Below are 25453 nucleotides of genomic sequence, written 5' to 3' on the forward strand. Positions count from 1 at the left end.
TTATAGGAAGGAGATGACCGATGATGACGGTGAAAAATCCCTCTGACATGGGCAGCGTATCGATCGCCGATGAGGTGATCGCCAATATCGCCGGACAGGCCGCAGCCGAGTGTTACGGTCTGGTGGGCATGGCGCCGAAACACCTCTTTGCAGGCATTGGTGTCAACAAGCGAGCTGAACAGGCTGCCCGCGGCATCCAGGTGAACGCCTACGGCGACTTTTCCGTATCTCTCGATCTGCATGTGATCATGGCCTACGGTGTGCGCATTCCTGAAGTGGCTCGGACTGTCATGGAACGGGTCAAAATGGCAATTGAGTCCCAACTGGGGTTGTCTGTTCGCGAGGTGAACGTCCATGTCCATGGACTCAAGATCCCTGACTAAGGATCGAGTGGACGGGCTTTTGCTGGCCTTCTTGATCCAGGGCGGCGCCAACCGGGTCGAAGCCAAACGTCAGGAAGTAGACCGCCTGAACGTCTTTCCTGTTCCAGACGGTGATACGGGCACCAACCTTTCTTTGACCCTGCGCGCCTGCTCCGAGGCCATCCCGGCCGGCGAGGTCCGGGTGGGCAAAGTGGCTATGGCGGCGGCAAAAGGCGCATTGCTCGGCGCTCGCGGCAATTCGGGCGTCATCTTTTCTCAGCTTTTCCGGGGCTGGGCCAAGGCGATTGAGGACAAGGAGTCCTTATCTCCCCTCGATTGGGCGCGGGCCATGGAAAAAGGAGTCGAGATGGCCTACAAGGCGGTCATGAAGCCGGTGGAGGGGACGATCCTCTCCGTCGCCAAGGCGGCGGCTCGGGAAGCCCTGGCGGCGAGCCGTCCAGACAGGGATCTCGACCAAATCCTGACGGCCGCCATCACAGCCGCCCAGCGGGCTCTTGACAAGACGCCGGAACAGCTTCCCCTTTTGAAAGAGGCGGGTGTAGTCGACGCTGGCGGGCAAGGTTATCTGTTCTTTCTAGAGGGCTGCCGCCAGGCGCTGCGCGGTGAAAAGGAAGCCGCCGAACCTACCGCCAAAAAGGGCGACTGGCGTGAGAGCGAAACGTCTGCTCGCCCTATGGAAGACCATACTGGCGCGATGGTTCGAAGCAACAATCCTAAGCAACAAGCGCCGATGCAAGCTGTGGCGCCGGAACAATATCGCTACTGCACCGAATTCATCCTAAAAGGGCGGCAACTCCCTCTCGAGGATTTGCGCAAAGGCCTGAAAAACCTCGGTGATTGCCTGCTCGTCGTCGGAGACCCGGATGCGGCCAAGATCCACATACATACGGACCATCCGGGACAGGTGCTTGAACAAGCGCTTCGACACGGCGCGCTTCATGAAATCCACATCAATAACATGGCCGAACAGGCTGAAGCTAGAGCAACGAAGCCAACCGGAGCGACAGCGCCGATCGGGGTGATCACCGCCGCGCCGTCAGCCGGATGGGCCCGCCATTTTAAAGAGCAGGGCGCTGTGGCTGTCATCGACGGAGGGACAAGCCGCAACCCCAGCGCTAGCGATTGGCTGGCAGAAATGGAGAAGGCCTCCGTCGATTTCTGCCTGCTGTTGCCTAATCACCCTAACTTGATCATGGCGGCTCGTCAGGCTGCGCAGATCTTCGGCGAGGACCGGGCGTCCGTCGTTGCGACTCGCCACCTTCCCGGCGGTCTTGCGGCGATGCTCGCTTTCGACCCGAAAAAAAGCGCTGGCGAGATCCAGGCTGCCATGGAAAAGGCGAGCCGGGAGGTTCGCTGTATCGAAATCACGAGGGCAGTTCGCGACGCCAGCGTCAACGGGGTGGCTGTCCGGGAGGGTGATCGGATCGGCCTCCTTGACGACAAGCTGATTGCCGGCGGTGAGGAACTGACTGCTGTTGCCAGCGCTTCTTTGGCTGCGGCAGGCGAGGGCTGGGAACTGATCACCCTCTATCAGGGCGAGGACGCAGAGGCCGCCGAGGTGGAAAACCTGATTGAAGCGATCGAAAGGGTCTGTCCGGACGCCGAAGTGGAACGGGTGACGACAGGGCAGCCGCTTTATCCTTATATCATTGGACTGGAGTAAGGACATGAAATGGCAATCCTTGTGGACGAGTCTGCGACGGGCGCTCGATGCGGAGCGCCATTGCGGCTATACGGATGGCGGCGTTGTGGGCGGTTTTTCAGCCTTTGCTCGTTCCGCCCTCGTTGCGTTGCGGCGGGAAGCGGTGAACGCCCCCGGCCCTTGGGGAGCGCGCCTGGCCCTGTGGGAGGGCCAACTGCAACACTACCAGCGGCAGCCGGTTACGGAGCGCCGCCATCTCGTCGAACAGATCTCTCAACATCTCGGTGAACTGGAGTTGGAATTGTCGTCACACCTGCCGGACAGCCATACTTTTGCGGCAACACAGATTCAGTCAACGTCCCCAACTGCTACAGCAGGGTCGGCTGGGAAAAAGCAGTCCCCGACGACCTCACCGCCTGCTGCGAAGCGGTCCCTTCCCCGCAGCGGGCAGGGGCCGGGCACAGAAATCCAGTTTCTGCGCGGCGTGGGGCCCCAGCGGGCGGCGACGCTGAAGAAGCTGGGCATCGCCACCGTGCGGGACCTGATCCTCCACCTGCCTCACCGGTACATCGACCGGAGCCGGCTGATGAGCATTGCTCAGATCCGCTACCCTGGTGACGTGACCGTTGCCGGCGTGATCCGCGCTTACCAGCAGTGGAACCCCCGCCGCGGTCTGGCGGTGATCAAGGGGCAGATCGACGACGGCAGCGGCCTGTTGCCGATCGTGCTCTTCAACCGCAAACACCTGCCGGCCAAGTATCCGCCCGGCACGGCTGTCGTCGTCTCCGGCAAGGCCGAGTTCCGCTACGGCAAGGCGGAATTGCATGTGGAGGAGATGGAAAACCAGGCTGAGGCCGGTCTGCACACCAACCGCATCGTGCCCATTTACCCCGCCACAGAGGGGTTGAACCAGCGTTTTTTGCGGGGCCTCTATGAACAGGTGTTGGACAAGTACGCCGTGTCCCTTGTCGACCCGCTCCCCGCGCCGGTGGCGGCGAAGGTCAACCTGCCCTCTTTCGTCGATGCCATCCGCCAGATCCACTTCCCCGAGAGCTTGGAAGCGGCGGAAGCAGGGCGGCAAAAGATCGCCTTTAACGAGATCTTCTTGCTGTCGATGGCCTGGTTCTATGTGCGGCGGCAGAAACAGGGCCCCGTCGAGGGGATCCGGCACCAGCCGGCCCGGGAGGAACTGCAAAGGTTCTGGTCGCTCCTTCCCTATGAACTGACAGGAGCCCAGAAACGGGTCATCGCCGAGATCGCGGCCGATATGGAAGCCGGCAAACCGATGCACCGCTTGCTCCAAGGGGACGTGGGCGCCGGCAAGACGGTGGTTGCCGCCTCAGCGGTCGTCAAGGCCGTCGCCTCGGGGTACCAGGCGGTCTTGATGGCGCCCACAGAGGTGCTCGCAGAGCAGCATGCCATCAACTGGCAGAGCCTGCTGGCCAACATGGCTATGCCGGTGGCCCACCTGACTGGTTCCATGGGGCGCCGCCGCCGCGAAGAAGTCTTGCGTGGACTGGCTGACGGCTCTATCCCTGTCGTCGTGGGCACCCATGCCCTGCTACAAAAAGAGGTCACCTTCCGGCGGCTCGGCCTGGTGATCATCGACGAGCAGCACCGCTTCGGTGTCCGGCAGCGGGCAGTCCTGAAGGGAAAGAGCGAGGCGGCCGACCTGCTGGTGATGACGGCGACGCCCATCCCGCGTACGCTGGCCATGACCGTCTACGGTGATCTCGATGTGTCGGTTCTGGACGAACGCCCGCCGGGGCGGCAGCAGGTGAAGACCCATCATGTGGGCAGCGACGCTTGGCCTCGCATCTACCGGTTGATCCGCCGGGAAGTGGCGGCGGGGCGGCAGGCCTATGTGGTCTGCCCGGCCATCGAGGATTCAGAGGAGTCCGATTTGGCTGCCGTGGAGGAACGCTACGCCACCTTGTCTGACGACGTCTTCCCCGACCTGTCCGTCGGTATCCTGCACGGGCGGCTGAAAAAAGAGGAAAAAGCGGCCGTCATGGAGCGCTATTATCGCGGCCAACTGCACATCCTCGTCGCCACGACGGTGATCGAGGTGGGCATCGATGTGCCTACGGCGACGGTCATGGTCATCGAGGGGGCTGAGCGGTTCGGTCTCGCCCAGTTGCACCAACTCCGGGGGCGGGTCGGCAGGGGCGACGCACAGTCCTACTGCATCCTCGTCGCCGACAAGCTCTCCGAGGAGGGGCGGCAGCGCATGCAGGCCATGGAGGCGAGCGACGACGGCTTCCGCCTCGCGGAAGAGGACTTGAAGCTACGCGGACCTGGCGAGTTTTTAGGTACGCGCCAGAGCGGCATCCCTGCCTTCAAGGCGGCCAACCTCGCTCAGGACGCTGTGTTGATCGAGCAGGCGAAAGAATGGGCGCGCCGCTGGTCTGCCCACGACCCGGAACTCCAATCGCCGGAGAGCCGCCAGTTGGTCCAGCGTGTGAGGGAGACTTTTCATGGATTGGACCTGTTCTGACGGGCGAACCTAAAGGGCGAGGAGGTGATCGCCTTGCCAAAGCGGGATCGCGACGAATTGTCTCCACTCATGGAGGACTTTAAAATGGAAGTGGCCCAGGAAATCGGTCTGGGCCACCGTTTTCAAGGCGCAAAAAAGGACGGAACAGTCGCAGGGGACTCAGCTTCGCCAGGCAAGTGACCGAACTGTGCCAAGGACGATGCAGTCCGGCGGCCTGGTGGGCCGTCCAACAGAGAGTAGCCTGAGAAAAGAGCGCTCCGCAAGGGACGCTCTTCGCCCTTTTTCTCCACCTTATTATTGGGTGTCTTTTACCGCAGGCGCTTTTTTACTGCAAGTACTGGGTCCATTGGTCCGGCGTGATGGCCGGATGGAGCGCTTGGGCGATGCCGGCCGAAACGACGCGGGAGGTCTGCTGGATCAGTTGGTCGATCTCCTTGGGGGTCATGATCAGGTCCCGCTGGAAGGGACCGAGCACATCTTCGATGATCTGCTGCATGGCGTTTGGGTTGATGCCTTTGTACAAACGGTAGAGGGTGGGGCTCGTCTGAAACTGCTGCATCAGTTTTTCGATGGCCTCATGGGCGATGACGCCGGCGTGGACGACAGTGGGGATGCCGAGGGCGATGACGGGGCAGCCCATCATCTCTTGGTTAATGCCGGCGCGGCGGTTGCCCACGCCTGAACCGGGATGGATGCCCGTGTTCGCCAGTTGGATGCTCGTGGCGATGCGATCGACCGAACTGGTCGCCAAGGCGTCGATGGCGATGATCAGGTCGGGGCGGGTTTTATCGACGATCCCTTTGATGATCTCGGCCGTCTCGATGCCCGTGAGGCCGAGGACGCCGGGGGCGATGGCGCTGACAGGACGAAGATTGCCCGAGAGTTCCTCCGGGGCGTAGTGGTGAAGGTGGCGGGTGACGAGGGTGGACTCGACCACCTTCGGCCCGAGGGCGTCGGGGGTGGCGTTCCAGTTGCCGAGGCCGACGACAAGGACAGAACTGTTGGGTCCGATCGGCAGAAGGCCGCCCAACTCGCGGGCCAGGATCGTTGAGATGTCCTGGTGGGACTCGCGGTTGTTCTCCCGCAACGGGGGGGCGTCGATAGTCACATAAGTCCCCCGCGGCTTGCCCATCGCCTGTTCGCCCTGCTCCGATTCGACGACGACGGTGGTCACGACGACCTTCTCCGGGTGTTCGCTCCGGAAGACGCGCACACCGGGCACATCGGAACCCATCTCCCGGCGGATGACGTCATGGGCCTCGAGGGCCATGTCTAGGCGGATGCCAAGGTTGCTGTAGAGTGTGGAACGATTCACTGCCATTCCTCCTTCTTCCCTCAATGTGCCCTCTGGGACAGGAGGCTCATTCCTCCGATGCGGGAATTGTCGAAAGAGGGAGGCCGTGCTATAATCTGGGTAATGCGGTGAAGGGGGATTAGGCGTGCGGATCATATCCGGCCAAGCCCGTGGCCACCGGCTCGTCTCTGTCAAAGGTTGGGAGACGCGGCCGACGGCCGATCGCGTGAAAGAAGCGCTGTTTAATGTTCTGGCCGGGCGTTGCCTGGAAGCACAATGCCTGGACCTGTTTGCCGGAACGGGCGCCTTAGGACTTGAGGCCCTCAGCCGTGGCGCCGCGTTCGTATATTGGGTGGAAAACAACCCAGGGGCCTGTGCTGTTATCGACAAGAACATCAAAGCAACCCGGCTGGACAAGGGAAAAGTGCTGAAGCAGGATGTCCGGCAGGCCTGCCAGCGGTTGCTCGCTGAGGGCAAGCGCTTTGATCTGATCTTCGCCGATCCGCCCTACAAGCGGGAACTCTGGCGCCCTGTCCTGGAAATGGCTGCCGCCGGCCTGTTGGCGCCGGAAGGGACGCTGGTCCTGGAGACCAGCCGCGAAGAGGGGCTTCCCGAACAGTTCGGTTCCCTGAACCGGAGGAAACAGGACCGCTATGGAGACACCATGATTCATTACTACCAGTGGGAGCGGTCGCCGGAACCGGGCGAGCGCCATGAGGAGGCCGATTCGTGACTGTTGCCGTCTATCCGGGCAGTTTTGACCCGATCACCAAGGGCCACATGGACATTGTGGAGCGGGCTGCCCAGATTTTTAATGAAGTGATTGTCGCTGTCGTCATCAATCCGAACAAGAAACCTCTCTTTACAATGGATGAGCGCGTCGAGATGATCCGGATGGCGTCCTCCCATATCCGGAATGTCCGTGTGGAGTCTTTTTCCGGGTTGCTCGTCGATTTTACGCGCAAGCAAGGGGCGCAAGCGATTGTGCGCGGTTTGCGTGCCGTTTCCGACTTCGAGGTCGAGTTTCAGATGTCCCTGATGAACAAAAAGCTCTACCCTGAGGCGGAGACGGTTTTTATGGCCACCCATACCGACTACGCTTTTTTGAGCAGTTCCATGGTGAAAGAAGTGGCTTCCTTCGGCGGAGATGTGTCCGATTACTTGCCGCCGGCGGTGCTGGCCAAGATGGCGGAAAAATTCGGCGATTCTGTACGGGGTAAGGCGTCTGCCAGATAGAAAGGGGAACCTGTTCGATGGAGCGAGCACAGGCTTTGGAAGGGAATCCGTCCCGCTTTGGCGAAGGCAGGAGTGTTTTGCGCATCCTCGACGAATTGGAAGAGTTGATCGAGACGTCGACGCGCATTCCGATCACCGGCAAGGTGCTTGTCGATGATCATGTTCTCCTCGATTTTCTCGATCGCATCCGCACCGGATTGCCGGAAGAACTCCGCCAGGCCAAATGGTTGACGAAGGAACGGCAGCGTGTGATCCAGGAAGCGGAGGCCGAGTGCCAGCAGATGATCGAGGAGACGAAGGCTTATGTGGCCAAACTGGCTGGTGAGACGGAAATCGTCCGCCTGGCCCAGCAAAAGTCAGAAGAGATCTTGGCTGAGGCGCGGCGCCAGGCGGACGAACTACAGACCGATGCCCGCCGGTATGCCGATGATGTCCTTCGCCAGATTGAGCATACCCTGACCAAGTCTGTCAACACAGTCCGTAAAGGCCGGGAAGAACTGCAAGCCCAGTGGGAGCAGAGAGAGGAAGAATACTAGCTCTGCCAGGGGTGAAGATCTACCCTTTTACGCGCAGTTGATTTTCAGCGGGGTGTCTAAGGACGCCCTTTTTTTATTTTTTCCAAACCCTTTTCCGGGCGGAGAGGAAACCCCACAGGCTGAGCAGACAGCCCAGGAGCAGATAGCATGTTCCTGACGAACCTGGCCAGAAAGGCCAGAGTTGGAGACCCAAGATGGGAGGGATGTTAGCGGAAGCCAGCGAAGATGGCATATAAGGCAGAAAGAGGCTGACCATCGTCATCGATAGGATGCCTTGCGCCAGCCTGGCCAGGACATAGCGGCTCATGCGCACGCCTGTCCCGGCGAGACAAGCGGCCACCTGCGATAAAACCGAGAGGCCGCTCCAAGAAAGGATCAACGCCGTCAAGGCAATACGTTGGGAAAGGGGGGCTTGGGCCACCGCGATCTGTTGACAGCCGATGCTCATCTCTAGCGCCCCTGACAGGAATCCCGGCGCCAGATCCGGGCTGACCTGTAAGGCGGTGAGCGCCTTCTCCAGAAGCGCCAGTAGCGGCGCGAGCAAGCCGCCGGCGGAGAACAGCCGGAAGGCGACGACGTAAAACATGGTATATCCACCGATGATCAGGATGTTGTGCATCCCTTTGCCGATTGCCGCTCCCAGTGTTTCCCCGGCCGTTCCGGGCTGGGTTATGAAGTTTTGCCATTCCGCTTTCAGCCGCGATCGGAAGGGTGTGGTCGTCATCCTGCGGCTCTCTGGAGTGAGGCGGCCGTAAAGCAGGCCAATGAGCAGGTTGGCTAGGTAATGGGAGGCTGCCAGCAGCAGCCCCACCTCCGATGAGCCGTACATGCCGGCGCCGACGGCGCCCAGCATGAACAAGGGGCTGGCGTTGTTGGTGAACAGGACGAGCCGTTCGCCTTCCGCACTTGTCAGCATCCCCTCGCGGATCAGGCGGGCCGTCATGATGGCGCCGACGGGAAAACCGGTTGTAAATCCGACGGCGACGACGACGGCAGCCGCGCCAGGCAAGCGAAAGAGCGGCCGCATCAACGGTTCCAGCACGGCGCCGATCAAGCGGGGCAAACCCAGGGCCAGGATCAGTTCGGCAACGACCAGAAAGGGAAAGAGGGCCGGCAACAAGACGGTCAACCAGAGTTGTAATCCTTCCCGCGCCGCGGAGAGTGACACGGCCGGGTAAAAGACCATGAACGGGGTCAAGAGCAGAAAAAAGCCGGCCAGGATGAGCGGTCCGGGGACCACCGGAACAGGTGAAATCATTAACCATACGCCCCTAACCGTCTGTAAAATTCTGAAAATTTCGAGATAATTGGCTTGACGAAATCTTCTGCTTAAGTGACAACCGTTGACCATTGGGGTATATTAAAGAAAAATGTCACAAATATAAGGAGGATCCTCATGATCGTTTTGGTTATCAACTCTGGTAGTTCTTCGCTCAAATACCAGGTTTTTGACATGCAGAAAGAAGCGCTGCTTGCCAAAGGCCTGGTCGAACGGATCGGCCTGAATGGTTCCATTTTGACTCATCGACCGACCGGCAAAGACCAGGTCGTCATAGAAACAGAGATCCCGAGCCATGACCGGGCGATCCAACTGACCGTCGAATGCCTGACCCATGAGGACCATGGCGTCGTTGCGTCGATGCGTGAAATCAACGCTGTTGGGCATCGCGTCGCCCATGGCGGCAATACATTCTCCGACTCGGCTGTCATCAATGAAAAGTCGCTGGCTGACATCCGTGCCCTCTTCGAAGTGGCGCCGCTGCATAACCCGCCGGCGGTGATGGGCATCGAGGCCTGCCAACACATGCTGCCCGGTGTGCCCCAGGTTGCCGTCTTTGACACAGCCTTCCACCAGACCCTGCCCAACTACGCCTACAACTACGCCCTCCCCTATGAGTTGGCGGAAAAGTACGCCCTTCGCCGTTACGGCTTCCACGGCACCTCCCACAAGTACGTGGCCCAGCGCGCGGCGGCCATGCTCGATCGGCCGCTGGAGGATTTGAAGATCGTCACTTGCCACCTCGGCAACGGCGCCTCCATCGCCGCCATCGACGGGGGCCGTTCCGTCGACACGTCGATGGGCTTTACGCCCCTGGAAGGCCTGATCATGGGCACCCGCGTCGGTGACATGGATCCGGCCGCCGTTCCCTTCCTGATGGAAAAAGAGGGACTGACGACAGGCCAGATCAACGATCTGATGAACAAGAAGAGCGGCGTCCTCGGCGTTTCCGGCGTCTCCAGCGACTTCCGCGACTTGGAGGATGGGGCCGCTCAAGGTAACGAGCGTTGCCAGCTCGCCCTCGACATGTTCGCCTATCGTGTTAAAAAATATATTGGCGCCTATGCGGCCGTCATGAACGGCGTTGACGCCATCGTCTTTACAGCCGGTCTCGGCGAAAACTCGCCCTCCATGCGCCAGGCTATCTGCAGCGGCCTCGGCTACCTGGGCGTCCAAATGGACGTGGAGAAAAACAAGGGGCGTGGTGAAGCCGATGTCTCCGCCGCCGGAGCGACCTGCCGCGTCATGGTCGTGCCGACGAACGAAGAACTGATGATCGCCCGCGACACCTACCGTCTCCTGAAATAAGCCGCAACCCAAGCATTGACATTCTGCGCGCGCCTTTATATAATTATGGCTGGTTGTTTTCTAAAGAGGTGAGCTTCGTGCAAGTTGATCGGGGTTTATTGCTCAAAGTCCGCGAACGGGATCTGACGGTTCCCCTCTCTGGTCAATGGCGGGATGAGACCGACCTTGGCGGCGACCTCCGTCTGGAAGGACCTGCCGATGTGGAAGGGCTCCTCTCTCGGGAGGAAGGCGGATACCGCTTCCGCGGCAGCCTCTCCGTCCGGATCGCAGGCCTTTGTGATCGCTGTATGACTCCGGTGAACATGGACCTGCATATTCCCGTCGAAGCAACCTTCACGGTGACCCCCGAGAAGGATGACTCGGAAGAAGCGGAACCATCGGGCGAAGTCCCCAACTATCCCTTGGAAAAAGACGGGGAACTGGATTTGGGCCCCGCTTTTCATGAAAGCCTCATCTTCGCCTTGCCGATGAAGGTGTTGTGTCAGGAGGATTGCCCCGGACTCTGTCCGCAATGCGGCGCATTGCAGGTGCAGGGACCCTGCGGTTGTCCGGATGAACCGGTCGATCCCCGGCTGGCCTCTCTCCAAGCCTTGTTAAGTGGCAAAGGGCGTTCCGAGACGTAAAAGGAGGTGTAGGAGATGGGTGTTCCTCAGCACCGTCGATCGAAATCGCGCAACCGGCAGCGCCGGGCGACCCAGAAACTTGAACTGGTTTCCTTCGGTCCCTGCCCGCAGTGCCATGAGCCGAAAATGCCCCACCATGTGTGCCCGAGCTGCGGTTTTTACCGTGAGCGGGAAACCGGCAAAAAAGCCGAATAAGCCATAATGATTCCTTGAAAAAGGCCTATCACGTATAGGCCTTTTTCTTTTGGGGAAAAAAGGAAATAAAAGGAAGTGATATTTGCTAGAAGGGCTTGCGCGATCGGCCTTTTCTCGATATACTTTGAATTGTTAGCAGGTGCTAAGATTTTTCCTTTGCCGTAGGATACAGGGGGAATTGCCATGGGGGGGCGGGAGAAGAAGGAAGCCCGTCTGGCTGCGTTGGAACAGATCGTGCAGGAAAACCCCTTCTATACCGATGGGGAACTGGCGCGCCGTTTGGGGGTGAGCATCCAGACGATCCGTCTGGATCGCCAGCAGATCGGCATTCCCGAAGTGCGGGAACGGACACGCCAGGTGGCCGCAGAGAAGCTGAAGGAGGTCCGCTCCCTCAGCAGCGATGAGATCGTGGGCGAACTGACCCACCTGCAACTCGGCCGGGAGGCCGAATCGCAACTTGTCGTGACGGAAGCCATGCTCCTGCAGCATTCCGCCATCGCCAGAGGACATTACCTCTTCGCCCAGGCCAACTCGCTTGCTGTGGCCGTCGTCGACGCCACGGTGGCGGTGACAGGTCTTTCCCGAGTCCGCTACCGCCGCCCTGTCCGCCTCGGTGAAACCGTCGTCGCTCGGGCCCAGGTGGTTCGCGTTGTCGGCGCCCGCAACATCATTCGCATCGTCAGCACTGTCAACGAAGAAGTTGTTTTTTCCGGTAAATTCTATGTGACCGCACGCGATAAAATCGCTGGGACCTAAGGAGGAAATGGGATTGCGCATTGCGCTGGACGCCATGGGTGGTGATCATGCACCTGGAGAAATCGTAAAAGGCGCGATTGAGGCGGCAGAGGAGTTAAACATGCAGATCCTGCTCGTCGGGCGTCCCGACGCCATTGAGCCTCTGCTCGCAGAAGCCTCCGCCGATGTCCGTTCACGCATCGAAGTTGTCGCTGCGTCGGAAATCATCGCCATGGATGAGTCGCCGGCCACCGCCCTCCGCAAGAAGAAGGACGCCTCGATCGTCGTGGCGACGAGGCTCGTCAAGGAGGGGCGCGCCCAAGCCCTCGTGTCCGCCGGTTCGACAGGCGCTCAGATGGCATCATCTCTGCTCGGGCTGGGGCGCATCAGCGGCATCGATCGTCCGGCCATCGCCACGATTTTGCCCACACTGGAGGGCGGCAAGCTGCTTCTGGACGTGGGCGCCAACTCGGAGGCCAAGCCGAGGAACCTGCTCCAGTTCGCCCACATGGGCAGCGTCTACGCCGAAAAGGTGATGGGGATCGCCAACCCGCGCGTTGCCCTGCTCAACATCGGTGAGGAGGAGACGAAGGGGAACGAGGTGGTCCTGGGCGCCTATGGGATGCTCCGGGAGGCGCCGTTGCGCTTTATCGGCAATGTGGAGGGCCGCGATCTCTTTTTTGGCCGCGCCGACGTGATCGTCTGCGACGGTTTTGTGGGCAACGTGGTATTAAAGTTCGGCGAGGGCATGGTCAGCGCCCTGAAGACGATGATCAAGGATGAACTGAAGAACAGCCGCATGGCTCAGGTGGGTGCCTTTTTGGCTACTCCGGCCCTCAAGGGCATGGGGAAACGCCTCGATTACGCCGAATACGGCGGCGCGCCCTTGCTGGGCGTTAACGGCGTTTCCATCATCTGTCACGGTTCTTCCAAGGCGAAGGCGATTAAAAACGCCCTGCGGGTAGCCTACCAGGGCGTACAGCAGAACTTCATCGCTGCCATTCAAGAACATATTCCAGGAAAGGTGGAGCCGGTTTGTTGAAAAAAGTAGGCATTTGGGGCACTGGCTCTTATCTGCCTGAGCGGATCATGATGAACAAGGAATTCGAGTCGATGGTGGAGACGAGTGATGAGTGGATCGTCTCCCGCACGGGTATCCGGGAGCGACGTGTCGCGGCGCCCGAGCAGGCTGTCAGTGACCTGGCTGCTGTCGCCGGCGCCCGCGCCCTGGAAGCGGCCGGCGTAGCGCCGGAAGAGGTCGATCTGGTCATCGTCGGCAGTTGCACCTTTGACACCTATCTGCCGGCGTCGGCTTGCCTCGCCGCCGAGAAGATGGGCGCTCGCAAGGCAGCCGCCTTTGACCTGGAGACGGCCTGCACCAGCTTCATCTACGGTTGCGCCGTCGGCGCCCAGTTTATCGCCACTGGCATGTATCGCCATGTGCTCGTCATCGGTGCAGAGGTCTTATCGAAATTTTTAGATTACCGCGACCGCAACACCTGTGTGCTCTTTGGCGATGGCGCCGGCGCCGCCTTGCTCGGCCCCGTTGAGGAGGGTGGATTCAAAGCCTTTGACCTCGGCGCTGATGGTTCCGGGGGAGATCTGATCACCGTCCCCGCCGGCGGCAGCCGCATGCCGGCTACGGCGGCGACCCTCGAAGAGGGGCAGCACTATGTTAAGATGAATGGCAAAGAGGTCTATAAATTCGCCGTCCGTGTCATCGGCGACGCATCTCAGAAGGCGCTCGACACCGCTGGCTGGCAACAGGAAGAGATCGACATGCTGATCCCCCATCAGGCCAACCTGCGCATCATCGAGTCAGCTGCCAAGAAGTTGGGTCTGTCCATGGAAAAGGTGGCTGTCAATCTGGACCGCTGCGGCAATATGTCGGCGGCCTCCATTCCGGTTGCCCTCGACGAGGTGGTGCGCGCTGGCAAGGTCAAAGCGGGCGATCGCCTGCTGATGGTCGGTTTCGGTTCCGGTTTGACCTGGGGAAGCATGGCCATTGAATGGAATCAAGGACAGCGTTCGGTCTGATTGTGAGCTGTTTTTGATGCGGTGTCTGTTGAGTTTAGTTTTTAGTTTGGTGTAGGAGGAGTCTCGTGAGAACCGTTTTGTGTGACCTACTGGGAATCCGCTATCCCGTCCTGCAAGGCGGCATGGCCTGGGTGGCCACGGCAGAACTGGCGGCGGCCGTCTCGGAAGCCGGCGGTTTGGGTATTGTGGGCGCCGGTCAGGCGCCGGCTGAATGGTTGGACAATGAGATCAAGAAGATCAAGGCGCGCACATCGAAGCCTTTTGGTGTCAACGTTATGCTCATGTCCCCCCATGTGGACGCCATCATCGATCTGATCATCGAGCACCGTGTTCCGGTGATCACCACCGGCGCCGGCAACCCCGGCAAATACATCCCTCGCTTAAAGGAAATCGGCACGAAGGTGATCCCTGTCGTCTCTGCCGTCGCTCTAGCCCAGCGTTTGGAGAAGTCCGGCGTTGACGCGCTGATCGCTGAAGGGATGGAATCAGGCGGCCATGTGGGCGAACTGACGACGATGGCCCTGGTGCCCCAGATCGTCGACGCCGTCGAGATCCCTGTCATCGCCGCCGGCGGCATCGCTGACGGTCGCCAGTTTGCGGCTGCTCTCAGCCTGGGCGCTGTGGGCGTGCAAATGGGCACCCGCTTCATGTGTGCCAGCGAATGCACCATCCATCCCAATGTGAAGACTATGGTGCTCAAGGCAAAGGATCGCGACACTGTCGTCACCGGACGTCCGACGGGTCATCCCGTGCGGGTGCTGAAGAACAAGCTCGTCCGCCAGTTTGAAGAGATGGAACGGCGCGCCGCCCCGGCGGAGGAAATGGAAGCCCTTGGCGTCGGCAAACTGCGCAAGGCCATGGTGGAAGGCGACGTGGAGATGGGCTCGGTCATGGCAGGTCAGGTGGCCGCCATGGTCTGCCGCGAGCAAAGCGCCGCTGAGATCATCGAGGAAATCATCGCCGAAACGGAAAAGGTGCTCGCCCGCATGGGCGGCATGACGGCAGGATCACAGGAGGCATAATGACACAGACACTGTTCATGTTTCCCGGGCAGGGATCCCAGTTTGTCGGCATGGGTGCCGATCTGGTCCGCGATTACAGCGAGGCCCGGGAGGTTTTTGCTGAAGCCGACGACACCCTCGGCTTTTCCCTCAGCCGGCTCTGTTTCGAAGGTCCCGAGGAAGAACTCCGCCTGACGGCCAATACCCAGCCGGCGCTCCTGGCCACATCGATCGCCTATTACCGCGCGCTGGCGGCGAAGGGGATGAAGGCTGACTGGGTGGCCGGACACAGCCTGGGCGAGTACTCGGCTCTGGTGGCGGCAGGCAGCCTGACCATGGCCGACGGCTTGCGCCTCGTGCGCCAGCGGGGGCTTTTTATGCAGGAGGCCGTGCCGGCCGGTCAGGGATCGATGGCCGCCATCATGGGCTTGGAGGCGGAGGCTGTCGAGGCCGTCTGCCAACAGGCGTCAGCGGCTGCGGCGGGTGTTGTCGAACCGGCCAACTTCAACGGCGCCGGTCAGGTCGTCATCGCCGGAGAGGCGGCGGCGGTAGAGAAGGCGATGGAACTGGCCAAGGCGGCCGGCGCCAAGCGAGCTATTGCGCTGAATGTGAGCGCCCCTTTTCATTGCTCTCTGATGAAGCCGGCGGCGGAACGCATGGCCAAGGTGCTCCGGGCGGCGACTATCGCCAATCCCGTCGTGCCGCTGGTGGCCAACGTGACGGCGGCGCCTGTTCGCGACAGGGAAGCGGTCCGGGAGAACCTGATCCTTCAGGTGGACCATCCCGTCCGGTGGGAGCAATCGGTCCGCTTCCTTGCTGACCAGGGGGTGACCCGTTTCGTCGAGGTTGGGCCGGGGAAGGTCCTCTCCGGATTGGCCCGCAAGATCGCCAAAGGCGTCGAAGTCCTCTCCGCAGGCGATATCTTGGCCTAGGAAAGGCCATCCAAAAGGTTCTTGCATCTTAGGGGGAGAGTGGATAAAATGGGTGTAGACATGCGGGCGGCCCTGATTACCGGCGGTTCGCGCGGGATCGGACGAGCCATCGCCCTCCAACTGGCGGCCAAGGGCTACGCCGTCGCCGTCAACTATGCCGGGAGCACCGACAAGGCCAATGCCGTCGTCGACGAGATCACCGCAGCCGGGGGCAAGGCTTTCGCCGTGCAGGCGGACGTATCCCAGGCCGAGCAGGTCGACGCCATGATCCAGAAGGTCCTTGACACCTTCGGACGGCTCGATGTGCTGGTGAATAACGCGGGCATCACCCGGGATAATCTGTTAATGCGCCTGAAGGAAGACGATTGGAACAAGGTTATAGACACCAATTTGAGAGGCGTCTATCTTTGCACCAAAGGTGTCATCAAAACCATGCTCAAACAACGGTCCGGGCGCATTATCAATATTACTTCCGTTGTGGGCCAGACGGGCAACGCCGGTCAAGTCAACTACGCTGCTGCCAAAGCAGGCGTGATCGCCTTTACGAAGACGGTGGCCAAAGAAGTGGGATCCCGCAACATCACGGTCAACGCCGTGGCGCCCGGCTACATCCAGACAGACATGACAGAAAAACTGCCAGCAGAGGCGCGGGAGAATTTTGTTCAATCTATTCCGTTAGGACGGATGGGGCAACCGGACGATGTAGCGAAAGTGGTCACTTTCCTGGCTTCTGAAGATGCGGCATACATCACAGGCCAGACGATCAATGTCGACGGTGGCTTGGTCATGGCCTAGTATTTAAAGGAGGTGAAAGACGTGTCATCTATTTTCGATAAAGTCAAAGCCATCGTGGTGGAACAATTAGGAGTTGACGAAGAGGAAGTTAACATGGAGACTTCTTTTGAGGACCTGAACGCCGACTCTTTGGATATTGTTGAACTCGTAATGGCCTTGGAAGAGGAATTCGATATCGAGATTCCTGACGAAGATGCCGAAAAGATCAAGACCATCGGTTCGGCTGTCGAGTACATCAAGGAAAATCAGTAAGCCAAAAACCCATAAAGCGATGTAATTCGGAAGTCCCGTAGCTTTACGGGGCTTCCTGCCTATAGAGGATAGGCCCCGTTTTTCGCAACATACGCAGCGATACATCCTTGGATAAACCCAAGGGACATTGGGGGAGTAAATCGGTGAAGCTTCCGGAGTTGAAAATCGGCCACCTGGTCGCCAAGCTGCCCATCGTACAAGGCGGCATGGCGATACGCATTTCGACGGCGCCTCTGGCGGCAGCCGTTGCGAACGAAGGCGGGATCGGCCTGATCGCGGCGACAGGCATGACGCTTGATGAATTAAGAGAAGAGATCCGGGAGGCCCGGCGGCGGACCAAAGGGATCATCGGCATCAACTGTCTCTTCGCTGCTCGTGAGTTTCCCAGTCTGGTGAAGACGGCGATCGAAGAAGGGATCGACCTCGTCGTTTCCGGGGCTGGGTTTTCCCGGGATATGTTCCAGTGGGGGAAGGAATCGGGCACGCCGATCGTCCCCATCGTCTCCTCAGCCCGCCTGGCCCGGATGGCTGAAAAACTGGGCGCTGCCGCCGTCGTTGTCGAGGGGAAGGAAGCCGGCGGGCACCTGGGCACCGATGAGCCGATGAAAAAGATTCTCCCGGAAGTGGTCGAGGCCGTTAACATCCCGGTGATCGCTGCAGGCGGCGTCATCGACGGTCATGACATCGTCGAGGTTCTCCAGATGGGCGCCAGTGGGGTGCAGATGGGCACCCGTTTCGCCGCCAGCGAGGAATCGGCGGCTGCGCCGGAATTCAAAGAATTGTACCTGCGCTCCACCCATGACGATGTGATCCTCATCGACAGTCCCGTCGGCCTGCCGGGTCGGGGCCTCAAAAACCCCTTCTGGCACAGTTTGACTGGCGGTGTGGACTTTTCGCCGAAAAAGTGCGTTGGCTGTTTGAAGCACTGTTCTAAGTGGTTTTGCATCGTTGATGCCCTCGACAAGGCCCAGAAAGGCGATCTTGAGGCGGGTCTCGTCTTCTCGGGCGAGCATGTGGAGCGGATCAAGGAGATCCTGCCCGTGCGCCAGATTATTCAGAATCTCCTGCGGGAAGTGGAAGCGTATTAAGGAGTGTGTACACAGATCATGAACAAGCGCGTAGTCATTACGGGTGTTGGCGTTGTTTCGCCCGTTGGGACAGGCAAGGAGAAGTTTTGGTCCGCTCTGACCAATGGCGTATCCGGCATCGGCCCTGTCACCCGTTTTGACGCCAGCGATCTTCCGACTCAGGTTGCCGGTGAGGTAAAAGATTTTGAGCCCACCCAGTTTCTCGACCGCAAGGAAGCGCGGCGGATGGATCGTTTCTCTCAATACGGCGTGGCGGCGGCCAAGATGGCTGTCGAGGATGCTGGCTTTGATCTCGATACGGTTGACCGGGACCGCTTCGGCGTCGTCCTCGGTTGCGGCATCGGCGGCATGGAGACCTTTGAGGACCAGGCGAAGGTGATGATGCAAAAAGGCGTCGGCCGGATCAGCCCCTTCTTCGTCCCCATGATGATCTCCAACATGGCCGCTGGTTTCATCTCTATGCAATTGAACCTGCGCGGACCAAGCGAAACGGTCGTTACCGCTTGCGCTTCAGCGACAAACGCCTGCGGCAGCGCCTTCCGGCTCGTCCAGCGGGGCGACTGCAAGGCCGTGCTGACCGGTGGCACCGAGGCGTCTATCGTCCGGCTTGCCTTCGCCGGTTTCTGCTCCATGAAGGCCATGTCCACCCTCAACGAAGAACCGGCCAAGGCCAGCCGTCCCTTTGATCGCGACCGCAGTGGTTTCGTCATGGGCGAAGGCTCCGGCATCTTGGTCTTTGAGGAACTGGAACACGCCCTCGCCCGGGGCGCCCGGATTTATGCGGAAGTGGTCGGCTACGGCTCCTCCTGTGACGCCTACCATATCACTGACCCGGCGCCGAACGGCGAAGGGGCAGCGCGGGCCATGAAGGGCGCCCTCGAAGACGCCGGCCTAAAGCCGGAGGAGATCACCTACATCAACGCCCACGGCACGGCGACGGAGAAGAACGATTACTTCGAAACGCTAGCCATCAAGTCGGTCTTCGGCGATGCCGCTAACAAGGTGGCCATCAGTTCGACCAAGTCGATGACGGGTCATCTGCTCGGTGCCGCCGGCGGAATCGAGTTGATCGCCTCCGCCCTAGCTGTCCATGACGACATCATCCCGCCGACGATCAACCTCGACAATCCTGGCGAGGGCTGTGACCTTGATTATGTTCCCCACAAGGCGCGCAAACTAACGGTGGATTCGGCCATCTCCAACACTTTTGGATTTGGCGGGCATAACGCGACGATCGCTATCCGCAAGTATCGCCCCGGGGAGTAACCGGTGCCCTCATCTGCTTTTCTTTAGCGGAAGATTATTTGCAAAGACTCCCCGTGCCCGTTTTGGGGTACGGGGCTCTTTTGTCTGAGGTGAACTCATGAAAAGAGGACCTAATCACCCGGCCGAACTGGCCCGGAGGATCGGCGTCGACGGCGAACATCTCTCCACCCTCGAGATGGCCTTGACCCATCCCTCCTTTGCCTACGAGAATCCCCAGGCCCCGCAGGAGCACAACCAGCGTCTGGAGTTTCTCGGCGACGCTGTACTTGGGCTCGTCATCGGCGAACAGCTTTTCGACCGCTATCCCGCCTGGACGGAGGGGGAACTGTCGCGCCGGCGGGCGGCTGTCGTCTGTGAGGCCAACCTGGCTGAGGGGGCGCGTCGTTTGAACCTTGGCGCCTGGTTGAAGCTGGGCCGGGGCGAGGAGGCCAGTGGCGGTCGTGAGAAGCCGTCCATCCTGGCGGACGCCCTGGAGGCGGTCATCGGCGCGCTCTTCCAAGCTGGTGGCATTGAGGCGGCTCGCCGCTTCATCCTCGATCTCTTCGGCGAGGCCCTGGAGAACGCCCAGAACCTGATCAGCGGCGACAACAAGACGGCTTTTCAGGAATGGGTTCAGCGCAGCGGTCCCGCCGACATACGCTACTGCATCGTCGACGAGAGCGGCCCCGATCATGACAAGCGCTTTGTCGCCGCGGTCATGGTCAACGGCACGGTGATCGCTGACGGTCAGGGTCGCACGAAAAAAGAGGCGGAACAGCAGGCGGCTGGCCGGGCCATGCGGGAATGGGCTGGCAGAAAGGGATGATGGCATGATCATCCCTATTTTTATCCCCCAGATGGGTTGTCCCGCCCGCTGCCTCTATTGCAGCCAGGAGGGGCTGACAGGAGAGCGGGGAGTTCCGGGACCGGACAGTGTCGATGAGACGGTGCGCCGTTATTTGGGTAGCCGGAAGACGGCGATATCGGCAGAGCCTGCGGCGAAGAGGGTAGCTGTTACAAGTCTGGCGTGTGCAGCAAATGCGACGACGGCAGCGAGGGGAGAAAACCATGAGATCGCTTTTTACGGCGGGTCCTTCACCTTGCTCCCTGGCGAGGTTCAGGTGCGTCTCCTCGCAGCGGCCCGGCGGTGGCTCGGCAGGGAGGGGATCGGCGGACTGCGTCTTTCGACGCGGCCTGACGGCATTGACGGCGCGACAGTGGAACGCTTGCGCCATTACGGGGCGACGGTGGTGGAGGTGGGCGCCCAGTCGATGCATGCCTCCGTTCTGGAAAGGGCCGGCAGGGGGCATGGGCCAGCCGATACGGTCCGGGCCGTGGGCCTGCTGCGACAGGCTGGGATAAAGGTTGGCATCCACTTGATGACCGGCCTGCCGGGCGACGATGAGGCTGGCGCCTTGTCATCGCTGCAGGAGTGCCTCTGGCTGAAACCCGACTTTTTGCGCATCCACCCTACCCTTGTCTTGAAAGACAGCCCGCTGGAACCTTTATGGCGGGCGGGGATATACCAACCCTGGCTTTGGGGGCGGACGCTGCGCCTCTTGTCCGATATGGCAGCTCTCTGCGCTTATCATCGCATTCCTGTGATCCGCTGGGGGCTTATGCCAGGGGAGTTGTGCGAACAGGCGACCTTGGCCGGCCCTTCGTCACCTAGCCTGGGCGAATGGGTGCGGCGTTATCTGGCTTACCGGTACACGCTTGCCTTGATCGCATCGTTTATCGCCAAGATTGGCATCGGACCTGCCGCAAGCGAAAATCGGCTGCTCGTCCCACCGCAGGATCTATCTTTAGTTACCGGCCATCGGCAATGGCTCCTCCGTCACATCAACGCCGTGATCCCTTTGACGATTTCAGGGGCGATTCCCCGGAGCGATTTTATCGCCAGCGACGATTCAACAGGCGTGATGCCTTTTCATGGCAGTTGGCAGTTCGCCCGGGGTAGTCGAATATATCTCTTAAACCAAGAGGAATATATATCTACGTTGCGGGATCAAGTGTCAATTCTGTACAGAGACCATCACAATTGTTGATGTTGCCGCTGTTATTTAGGCGGTTTCTTTTTTTGTTCGCCAATCATGGGATGTAAGGAATCGTTTCGATTGTGGAAAAGGGAATTCGCTGATGGTTGACTACAGGGAATCGGCTGGAAAACTCGAACTTTGATGGTTTTTGACGAATAAATTAACACAGATAAAAACAAAAATTTGAAAAATGTACAGGTGATGTGGAAGGAAATTGCAGGATATTCGCATACCAATAGAGAAATGACTTCAAGCCAAGGAAAGACCGAATCAGCAAAAAGCGGATGCCCCACCTTGGACCTGCAGGGAAAGACAATTACAGCTAGGAGGGAACTGTCTCATGGAAGGGTTGAAAGTATCGGCGCAATCGAACCCCAAATCGGTAGCTGGAGCATTGGCCGCTATCCTCCGCGAGAAAGGAAGGGCCGAGATTCAAGCGGTGGGGGCTGGCGCGGTCAACCAGGCGATCAAGTCCATCGCCATTGCCAGGGGCTTTGTCGCGCCCAACGGCATCAACCTGATCACCATCCCCGCCTTTGTGGAGATCGCCATCGATGGGGAAGAGCGGACGGCCATCAAGTTTATCGTTGAGCCTCGGTAATGTCGTCGACTACATAAAACCGCAAAAGTCGCTATTACAAACTCACAGAGGGCTGTCCGGCAACGGGCAGTTTTTCTTTTTCAGGCCTTTCTTGTTCCCCCCTGGGGCCTATGCTACAATGAAGAGGAATTTTTCGGGAGGAATCGGGAATTGGTTCTTAAACGCATCGAATTGAACGGCTTTAAATCTTTTGCTGATAAAACAGAAATCCTGCTTTCCCCCGGCTTGACCGTCGTCGTTGGCCCCAACGGTTCCGGAAAGTCGAATGTGGCTGACGCCATCCGCTGGGTGCTGGGGGAGCAGAGCCCCCGGTCGCTCCGCGGCTCGAAGATGGAAGATGTTATCTTTGCCGGTTCGGACCGGCGCAAACCGGTCGGAATGGCCGAGGTCTCCCTGACTCTGGATAACGAAAAAGGGATGCTGCCTGTCGATTTCCGCGAGGTGACGGTGACGCGGCGCGTCTTTCGCTCCGGTGACAGCGACTACCTTTTAAACCGAAGCCCCTGCCGCCTGCGGGATCTGCAGGAGCTTTTTTCGGATACCGGTCTAGGACGTGAGGGGATTTCGATCATCGGTCAGGGTCGGGTCGACGAAGTCCTCTCCTCCCGTCCTGAGGACCGGCGCGCGTTGATCGAGGAGGCGGCCGGCATCGTCCGCTACCGCAACCGTAAGCGGGAAGCGGTCAAAAAGCTTGAGGAGACGCAGCAGCACCTGGTCCGCTTAAGCGATATCATCGGAGAACTGGAACAGCAGCTTGACGCCATCCGCAGTCAGGCTGAACTGGCTCGCCGGTTTCAGGCCCTTGAGGTGGAACGGAAAGAGGTCGAACTGGGGTTGCTCGTCGTCGATTTTGAAGAGATGATGGCGACCATGGAGCAGACGCGGCGGGAACTGGACCGGTTTTCTGCCCTGCTCTGGGAAAAGGAAGCCCAGTTGGCCACTCTGGAAGGCGCTGAAGCGGACGCCGCGCTGGCGGCGCGGCAGGCGGAGGAAACGCTCATGGCGGTCAGGCAGGAGGCCCACCGCCGTTCAGAACAGGTGATCGCGCTGCAAGGCAAGCTGAACGTGATCCGGGAACGGATCAAGGGCCTTGAAGCGCAAGGGCAACTGCTGATGAGGGAACAAGAACAATCCCGAGCGGCTCTTGCCGCCTTGCGCAGCCGGGAAGGGGCGCAGCGGGAGCGGCGGCAACAGGTGGCGCAGGAACTGGCGGATGTCCGGCAGGAGGTCGATGCCCGGCTCGCCCGCGGCGCTGCGGCTCGGGAGGCCGTCGCGGCTGCTGAAAGGGAGATCGACAACCTTCGGCAAAAGCTCTTTGAATCCGCCCAAGGCTTAGCCCGTCTGCGGACTCAGACCCATGAGTCCGACTTGCGCGCCGCCCGCCAAGAGGCTCAGGTCCGTCGATTGGAAGAGGAGAGGGAGCGCTCACGCAACCGGCTCGCTGAACTGGAAGGGGAAGCAGAGAGGTGCCGCCAGGAAGCAACCGAGAGGGAGCGGCAGAGGGCGGACAAGCAGGCAGAGGGGGAGGCTGACGCCAATCGGATCGCCCAGTGGAAAGGCCAGTCCAACGAGTTGGAACATCAACTCAGTCAGACGATGCGCCGCTGGCAGGAGGTATCGGCGCGGCGAAAGGCCATTGAGGCTATGGAACGCTCCTATGAAGGCTTTGCCTCCGGCGTCCGGGAGGTGCTGGCCCAGGTAAAGGCCGGCAATCCCAAACTGCAAGGCATCATCGGCGTCTTCAGTGACTTGATCGAAGTGCCGCCGGGGTTGGAAACGGCTATGGATGTGGCCTTAGGCGGCGGCATGCAAAATATCGTCACCGAGGATGATCAGGGCGCTCGCGGCGCCATCGAACACCTGAAGAGGACGCGCAAGGGGCGGGCCACCTTCCTGCCTTTGAAAAGTCTCCAGGTCTATGGCGGACCGGGGCGGGAGGTCTTAAACCAGCCGGGGGTCATCGGCTGCGCTGCCGATCTCGTCCGCTGCGATCCCGCCCATCTGCCTGCCGTGCGTTTTCTCCTGGGCAGGACGCTGGTGATGGAGAACCTGCACGGGGCGCTCGAATTTGCCCGCAAGACGCGCTACCAGTGGCGAATCGTCACCTTGGAAGGCGATCTGCTGCAGCCGGGAGGCAGTGTGACCGGCGGCAGCCAGGGGCAGCGGGGCGGTCAGACCTTCCTGCGCCGCCGCGAATTGTCGTTGCTTGCCGAAGAGGAACAGACCCTGGGACTGGCCATCAGTGATCTGAAACAGCAGCGGGAGGAGGCGACTGAGCAGATCAGCCGCCTGGAGAGGCAGAGCCAGGAGCGTCAAAAGGCGATCGCCCACCTGGAAGCGGAAAAGGCGGCCAATTCAGCCGACCTCGCCCGTTTGCAACGGGGAATTGACCAGGAAACGCGCCAGATCCGCGGCGTTGAAGGGGAACTGGCGATCCTGCGAGACGATCTGACACGGTTGCTCTCGGAAAAAACCCGCTTGCAGGCCGAAGTGGCTGCCAGTGAGGCGGAAGCGGCGAACCTGGAGGCGGTCATGAGTGAGCGTCAGGCTGAACTGGCCCGCTTGCGCGCAGCAGGGGAAGATGACCGCGATGACCTGACTGGCTGGCAGTTGAACTTGGCCCGGCTGGAGGAAGAGAGCCGGGGCATCGAACAGGCTCTCGCGTCGTTGCATACGGAGATCCGTAAGAACGAAAAAGAGATCGCCGAGAAGGAAGAACGCTGCCACACGGCGAACGGGGATATGGCCGCCAGTGCCAGCGAACAAGAGGAGATGGAAAAGGAACTGGCTCTGGCTATCGCTGAAGAGACGGAAGCGATGGAACAGGTTCGTCTGCGCCAGGAGGAGCAAGCAGAGGCCGATCGCCGGCACAAAGAGACTATGGAACGTCGCAAAGCAGTGGCCGCCGAGGTCCAGCCTCTCCGGGAGAAGGTGCACCGGCAGGAACTGCAACTGACGCGCCTCGATGCTGAGAAAGTCACCTTGACCCAGCGGCTCCTTGAACAGTGGGAGATGACGCCAGAGCAAGCCTGTGAACAGGGGCAACCTCCTGAAGACCGCCGGGAGGCCCAGAAGCGATTGAATCAGCTGCGCGCTTTACAGAAGGAGATGGGGCCTGTCAACCTACTGGCTATCGAGGAGGAAGAGCGGTTGCAGGAGCGCGCCCAGTTCCTCTCTCGGCAGCATGAGGACCTGATGGCGGCAAAAGCTACTCTGGAACAGGTGATCGGAGAGATCGAAGGGATCATGGTGCGCCGCTTTGGCCAGGCCTTTGAGGAGATCAACAGCCACTTCGGCGAGGTTTTCTCTGACCTTTTTCAAGGGGGGCGGGCGGAACTGGCCCTCACCGATCCGGGCGATTTGTTGACGACGGGCGTAGACATCCTGGCCCAACCGCCAGGCAAAAAACTGGTCAACCTGTCCCTCCTCTCCGGGGGTGAACGGGCGTTAACCGCCATTGCCTTGCTCTTCGCACTGCTGCAGGTCCGACCGAGCCCATTCTGCGTCCTCGATGAGATCGAGGCAGCCTTGGATGAGGCCAATGTGGCCCGCTTCGGACGCTACTTGCAAAGCCTTTCCGAAAAGAGCCAGTTCATCGTCATCTCTCACCGTAAAGGAACGATGGAGAGCGCCGATTACCTCTACGGCGTGACCATGCAGGAGGCTGGTGTGTCCAAGTTGATCTCGGTGCGCATGACCCGACCAGATGAAAACAGCGCCTGATCAGGATAAATC

The 25453-nt window shown here is 60.1% G+C and carries 25 protein-coding genes; 23 read left to right on the top strand and 2 right to left on the bottom strand.

Features of this window, described 5'->3' with window-relative positions:
• Window positions 1-20 precede the first annotated feature (20 nt).
• From AC0CW1_RS01530 to AC0CW1_RS01545, 4 genes are read left to right on the top strand one after another with little or no spacing between them, the layout of a single operon-like run.
• Window positions 21-383, top strand: coding sequence for an Asp23/Gls24 family envelope stress response protein (locus AC0CW1_RS01530; RefSeq protein ID WP_488181358.1), 363 nt, complete (start codon window positions 21-23; stop codon window positions 381-383).
• Window positions 361-2046: a DAK2 domain-containing protein gene (locus AC0CW1_RS01535; protein ID WP_488181359.1), complete on the top strand. Its 1686-nt coding sequence runs from the start codon at window positions 361-363 to the stop codon at window positions 2044-2046. The genes AC0CW1_RS01530 and AC0CW1_RS01535 overlap by 23 nt, the downstream gene beginning before the upstream one ends.
• 4 nt (window positions 2047-2050) lie before the next feature.
• On the top strand, window positions 2051-4522 hold the full coding sequence (recG, locus tag AC0CW1_RS01540) for an ATP-dependent DNA helicase RecG (RefSeq protein WP_488181360.1): 2472 nt from the start codon (window positions 2051-2053) through the stop codon (window positions 4520-4522).
• Window positions 4523-4555: 33 nt separating this feature from the next.
• Complete coding sequence (locus tag AC0CW1_RS01545; protein ID WP_488181361.1) at window positions 4556-4702, top strand: hypothetical protein; 147 nt, start codon at window positions 4556-4558, stop codon at window positions 4700-4702.
• 145 nt (window positions 4703-4847) lie between these two features.
• Here AC0CW1_RS01545 and gpr read toward each other — a convergent pair whose 3' ends face one another.
• Window positions 4848-5837: a GPR endopeptidase gene (gene gpr, locus AC0CW1_RS01550; RefSeq protein ID WP_488181362.1), complete on the bottom strand. Its 990-nt coding sequence runs from the start codon at window positions 5835-5837 to the stop codon at window positions 4848-4850.
• Window positions 5838-5961: 124 nt separating this feature from the next.
• On the opposite strand from gpr, the gene rsmD reads away from it, so the two are divergent.
• From rsmD to AC0CW1_RS01565, 3 genes are read left to right on the top strand one after another with little or no spacing between them, the layout of a single operon-like run.
• The gene (gene rsmD, locus AC0CW1_RS01555) at window positions 5962-6549 is read left to right on the top strand and encodes a 16S rRNA (guanine(966)-N(2))-methyltransferase RsmD (RefSeq protein ID WP_488181363.1); all 588 of its coding nucleotides are present in this window, start codon (window positions 5962-5964) and stop codon (window positions 6547-6549) included.
• Complete coding sequence (coaD, locus tag AC0CW1_RS01560; RefSeq protein WP_488181364.1) at window positions 6546-7052, top strand: pantetheine-phosphate adenylyltransferase; 507 nt, start codon at window positions 6546-6548, stop codon at window positions 7050-7052. The genes rsmD and coaD overlap by 4 nt, the downstream gene beginning before the upstream one ends.
• 17 nt (window positions 7053-7069) lie before the next feature.
• Window positions 7070-7588 (top strand): ATPase, encoded by a 519-nt coding sequence (locus AC0CW1_RS01565; RefSeq protein WP_488181365.1) that lies wholly within the window; start codon window positions 7070-7072, stop codon window positions 7586-7588.
• Window positions 7589-7661: 73 nt separating this feature from the next.
• On the opposite strand, the gene AC0CW1_RS01570 is transcribed toward AC0CW1_RS01565, so the two are convergent.
• Window positions 7662-8846: a nucleoside recognition domain-containing protein gene (locus tag AC0CW1_RS01570; protein WP_488181366.1), complete on the bottom strand. Its 1185-nt coding sequence runs from the start codon at window positions 8844-8846 to the stop codon at window positions 7662-7664.
• Window positions 8847-8984: 138 nt separating this feature from the next.
• Here AC0CW1_RS01570 and AC0CW1_RS01575 point away from each other — a divergent pair, with 138 nt between their 5' ends.
• From AC0CW1_RS01575 to smc, 16 genes are all read left to right on the top strand, one after another.
• On the top strand, window positions 8985-10175 hold the full coding sequence (locus AC0CW1_RS01575) for an acetate/propionate family kinase (RefSeq protein WP_488181367.1): 1191 nt from the start codon (window positions 8985-8987) through the stop codon (window positions 10173-10175).
• Window positions 10176-10252: 77 nt separating this feature from the next.
• Entirely contained in the window at window positions 10253-10798 is a 546-nt protein-coding gene (locus tag AC0CW1_RS01580) for a YceD family protein (protein ID WP_488181368.1), read from the top strand.
• A 15-nt stretch (window positions 10799-10813) separates the two neighbouring features.
• Window positions 10814-10993, top strand: a complete 180-nt coding sequence (rpmF, locus tag AC0CW1_RS01585) for a 50S ribosomal protein L32 (RefSeq protein WP_488181369.1) — start codon at window positions 10814-10816, stop codon at window positions 10991-10993.
• A 183-nt stretch (window positions 10994-11176) separates the two neighbouring features.
• Complete coding sequence (gene fapR, locus AC0CW1_RS01590) at window positions 11177-11749, top strand: transcription factor FapR (RefSeq protein WP_488181370.1); 573 nt, start codon at window positions 11177-11179, stop codon at window positions 11747-11749.
• Window positions 11750-11762: 13 nt separating this feature from the next.
• Complete coding sequence (gene plsX / locus AC0CW1_RS01595; RefSeq protein ID WP_488181371.1) at window positions 11763-12770, top strand: phosphate acyltransferase PlsX; 1008 nt, start codon at window positions 11763-11765, stop codon at window positions 12768-12770.
• A complete protein-coding gene (locus tag AC0CW1_RS01600) occupies window positions 12767-13765 on the top strand; it encodes a beta-ketoacyl-ACP synthase III (RefSeq protein WP_488181372.1) in 999 nt (332 codons plus the stop codon). Before plsX ends, AC0CW1_RS01600 begins: the two co-directional genes overlap by 4 nt.
• Window positions 13766-13830: 65 nt before the next feature.
• Window positions 13831-14787, top strand: a complete 957-nt coding sequence (fabK, locus tag AC0CW1_RS01605) for an enoyl-[acyl-carrier-protein] reductase FabK (protein ID WP_488181373.1) — start codon at window positions 13831-13833, stop codon at window positions 14785-14787.
• Complete coding sequence (gene fabD, locus AC0CW1_RS01610; RefSeq protein ID WP_488181374.1) at window positions 14787-15698, top strand: ACP S-malonyltransferase; 912 nt, start codon at window positions 14787-14789, stop codon at window positions 15696-15698. The genes fabK and fabD overlap by 1 nt, the downstream gene beginning before the upstream one ends.
• 48 nt (window positions 15699-15746) lie before the next feature.
• Window positions 15747-16493 (top strand): 3-oxoacyl-[acyl-carrier-protein] reductase, encoded by a 747-nt coding sequence (gene fabG, locus AC0CW1_RS01615; RefSeq protein ID WP_488181375.1) that lies wholly within the window; start codon window positions 15747-15749, stop codon window positions 16491-16493.
• A gap of 21 nt (window positions 16494-16514) precedes the next feature.
• Window positions 16515-16745, top strand: coding sequence for an acyl carrier protein (gene acpP / locus AC0CW1_RS01620; RefSeq protein ID WP_161255776.1), 231 nt, complete (start codon window positions 16515-16517; stop codon window positions 16743-16745).
• 143 nt (window positions 16746-16888) lie between these two features.
• Window positions 16889-17833, top strand: coding sequence for an NAD(P)H-dependent flavin oxidoreductase (locus tag AC0CW1_RS01625; RefSeq protein WP_488181376.1), 945 nt, complete (start codon window positions 16889-16891; stop codon window positions 17831-17833).
• Between the two features lie 18 nt (window positions 17834-17851).
• A complete protein-coding gene (fabF, locus tag AC0CW1_RS01630; RefSeq protein ID WP_488181377.1) occupies window positions 17852-19099 on the top strand; it encodes a beta-ketoacyl-ACP synthase II in 1248 nt (415 codons plus the stop codon).
• A gap of 97 nt (window positions 19100-19196) precedes the next feature.
• The gene (gene rnc / locus AC0CW1_RS01635; protein ID WP_488181378.1) at window positions 19197-19904 is read left to right on the top strand and encodes a ribonuclease III; all 708 of its coding nucleotides are present in this window, start codon (window positions 19197-19199) and stop codon (window positions 19902-19904) included.
• 4 nt (window positions 19905-19908) lie between these two features.
• Window positions 19909-21126, top strand: a complete 1218-nt coding sequence (locus tag AC0CW1_RS01640) for a radical SAM protein (RefSeq protein WP_488181379.1) — start codon at window positions 19909-19911, stop codon at window positions 21124-21126.
• Between the two features lie 331 nt (window positions 21127-21457).
• Window positions 21458-21718 carry a stage V sporulation protein S gene (locus AC0CW1_RS01645; protein ID WP_488181380.1) on the top strand — a complete coding sequence of 87 codons (261 nt, stop codon included), beginning with the start codon at window positions 21458-21460 and terminating at the stop codon, window positions 21716-21718.
• Between the two features lie 150 nt (window positions 21719-21868).
• A complete protein-coding gene (gene smc / locus AC0CW1_RS01650; protein WP_488181381.1) occupies window positions 21869-25441 on the top strand; it encodes a chromosome segregation protein SMC in 3573 nt (1190 codons plus the stop codon).
• Window positions 25442-25453: the final 12 nt, after the last annotated feature.

This window comes from Heliomicrobium sulfidophilum (assembly GCF_057715735.1).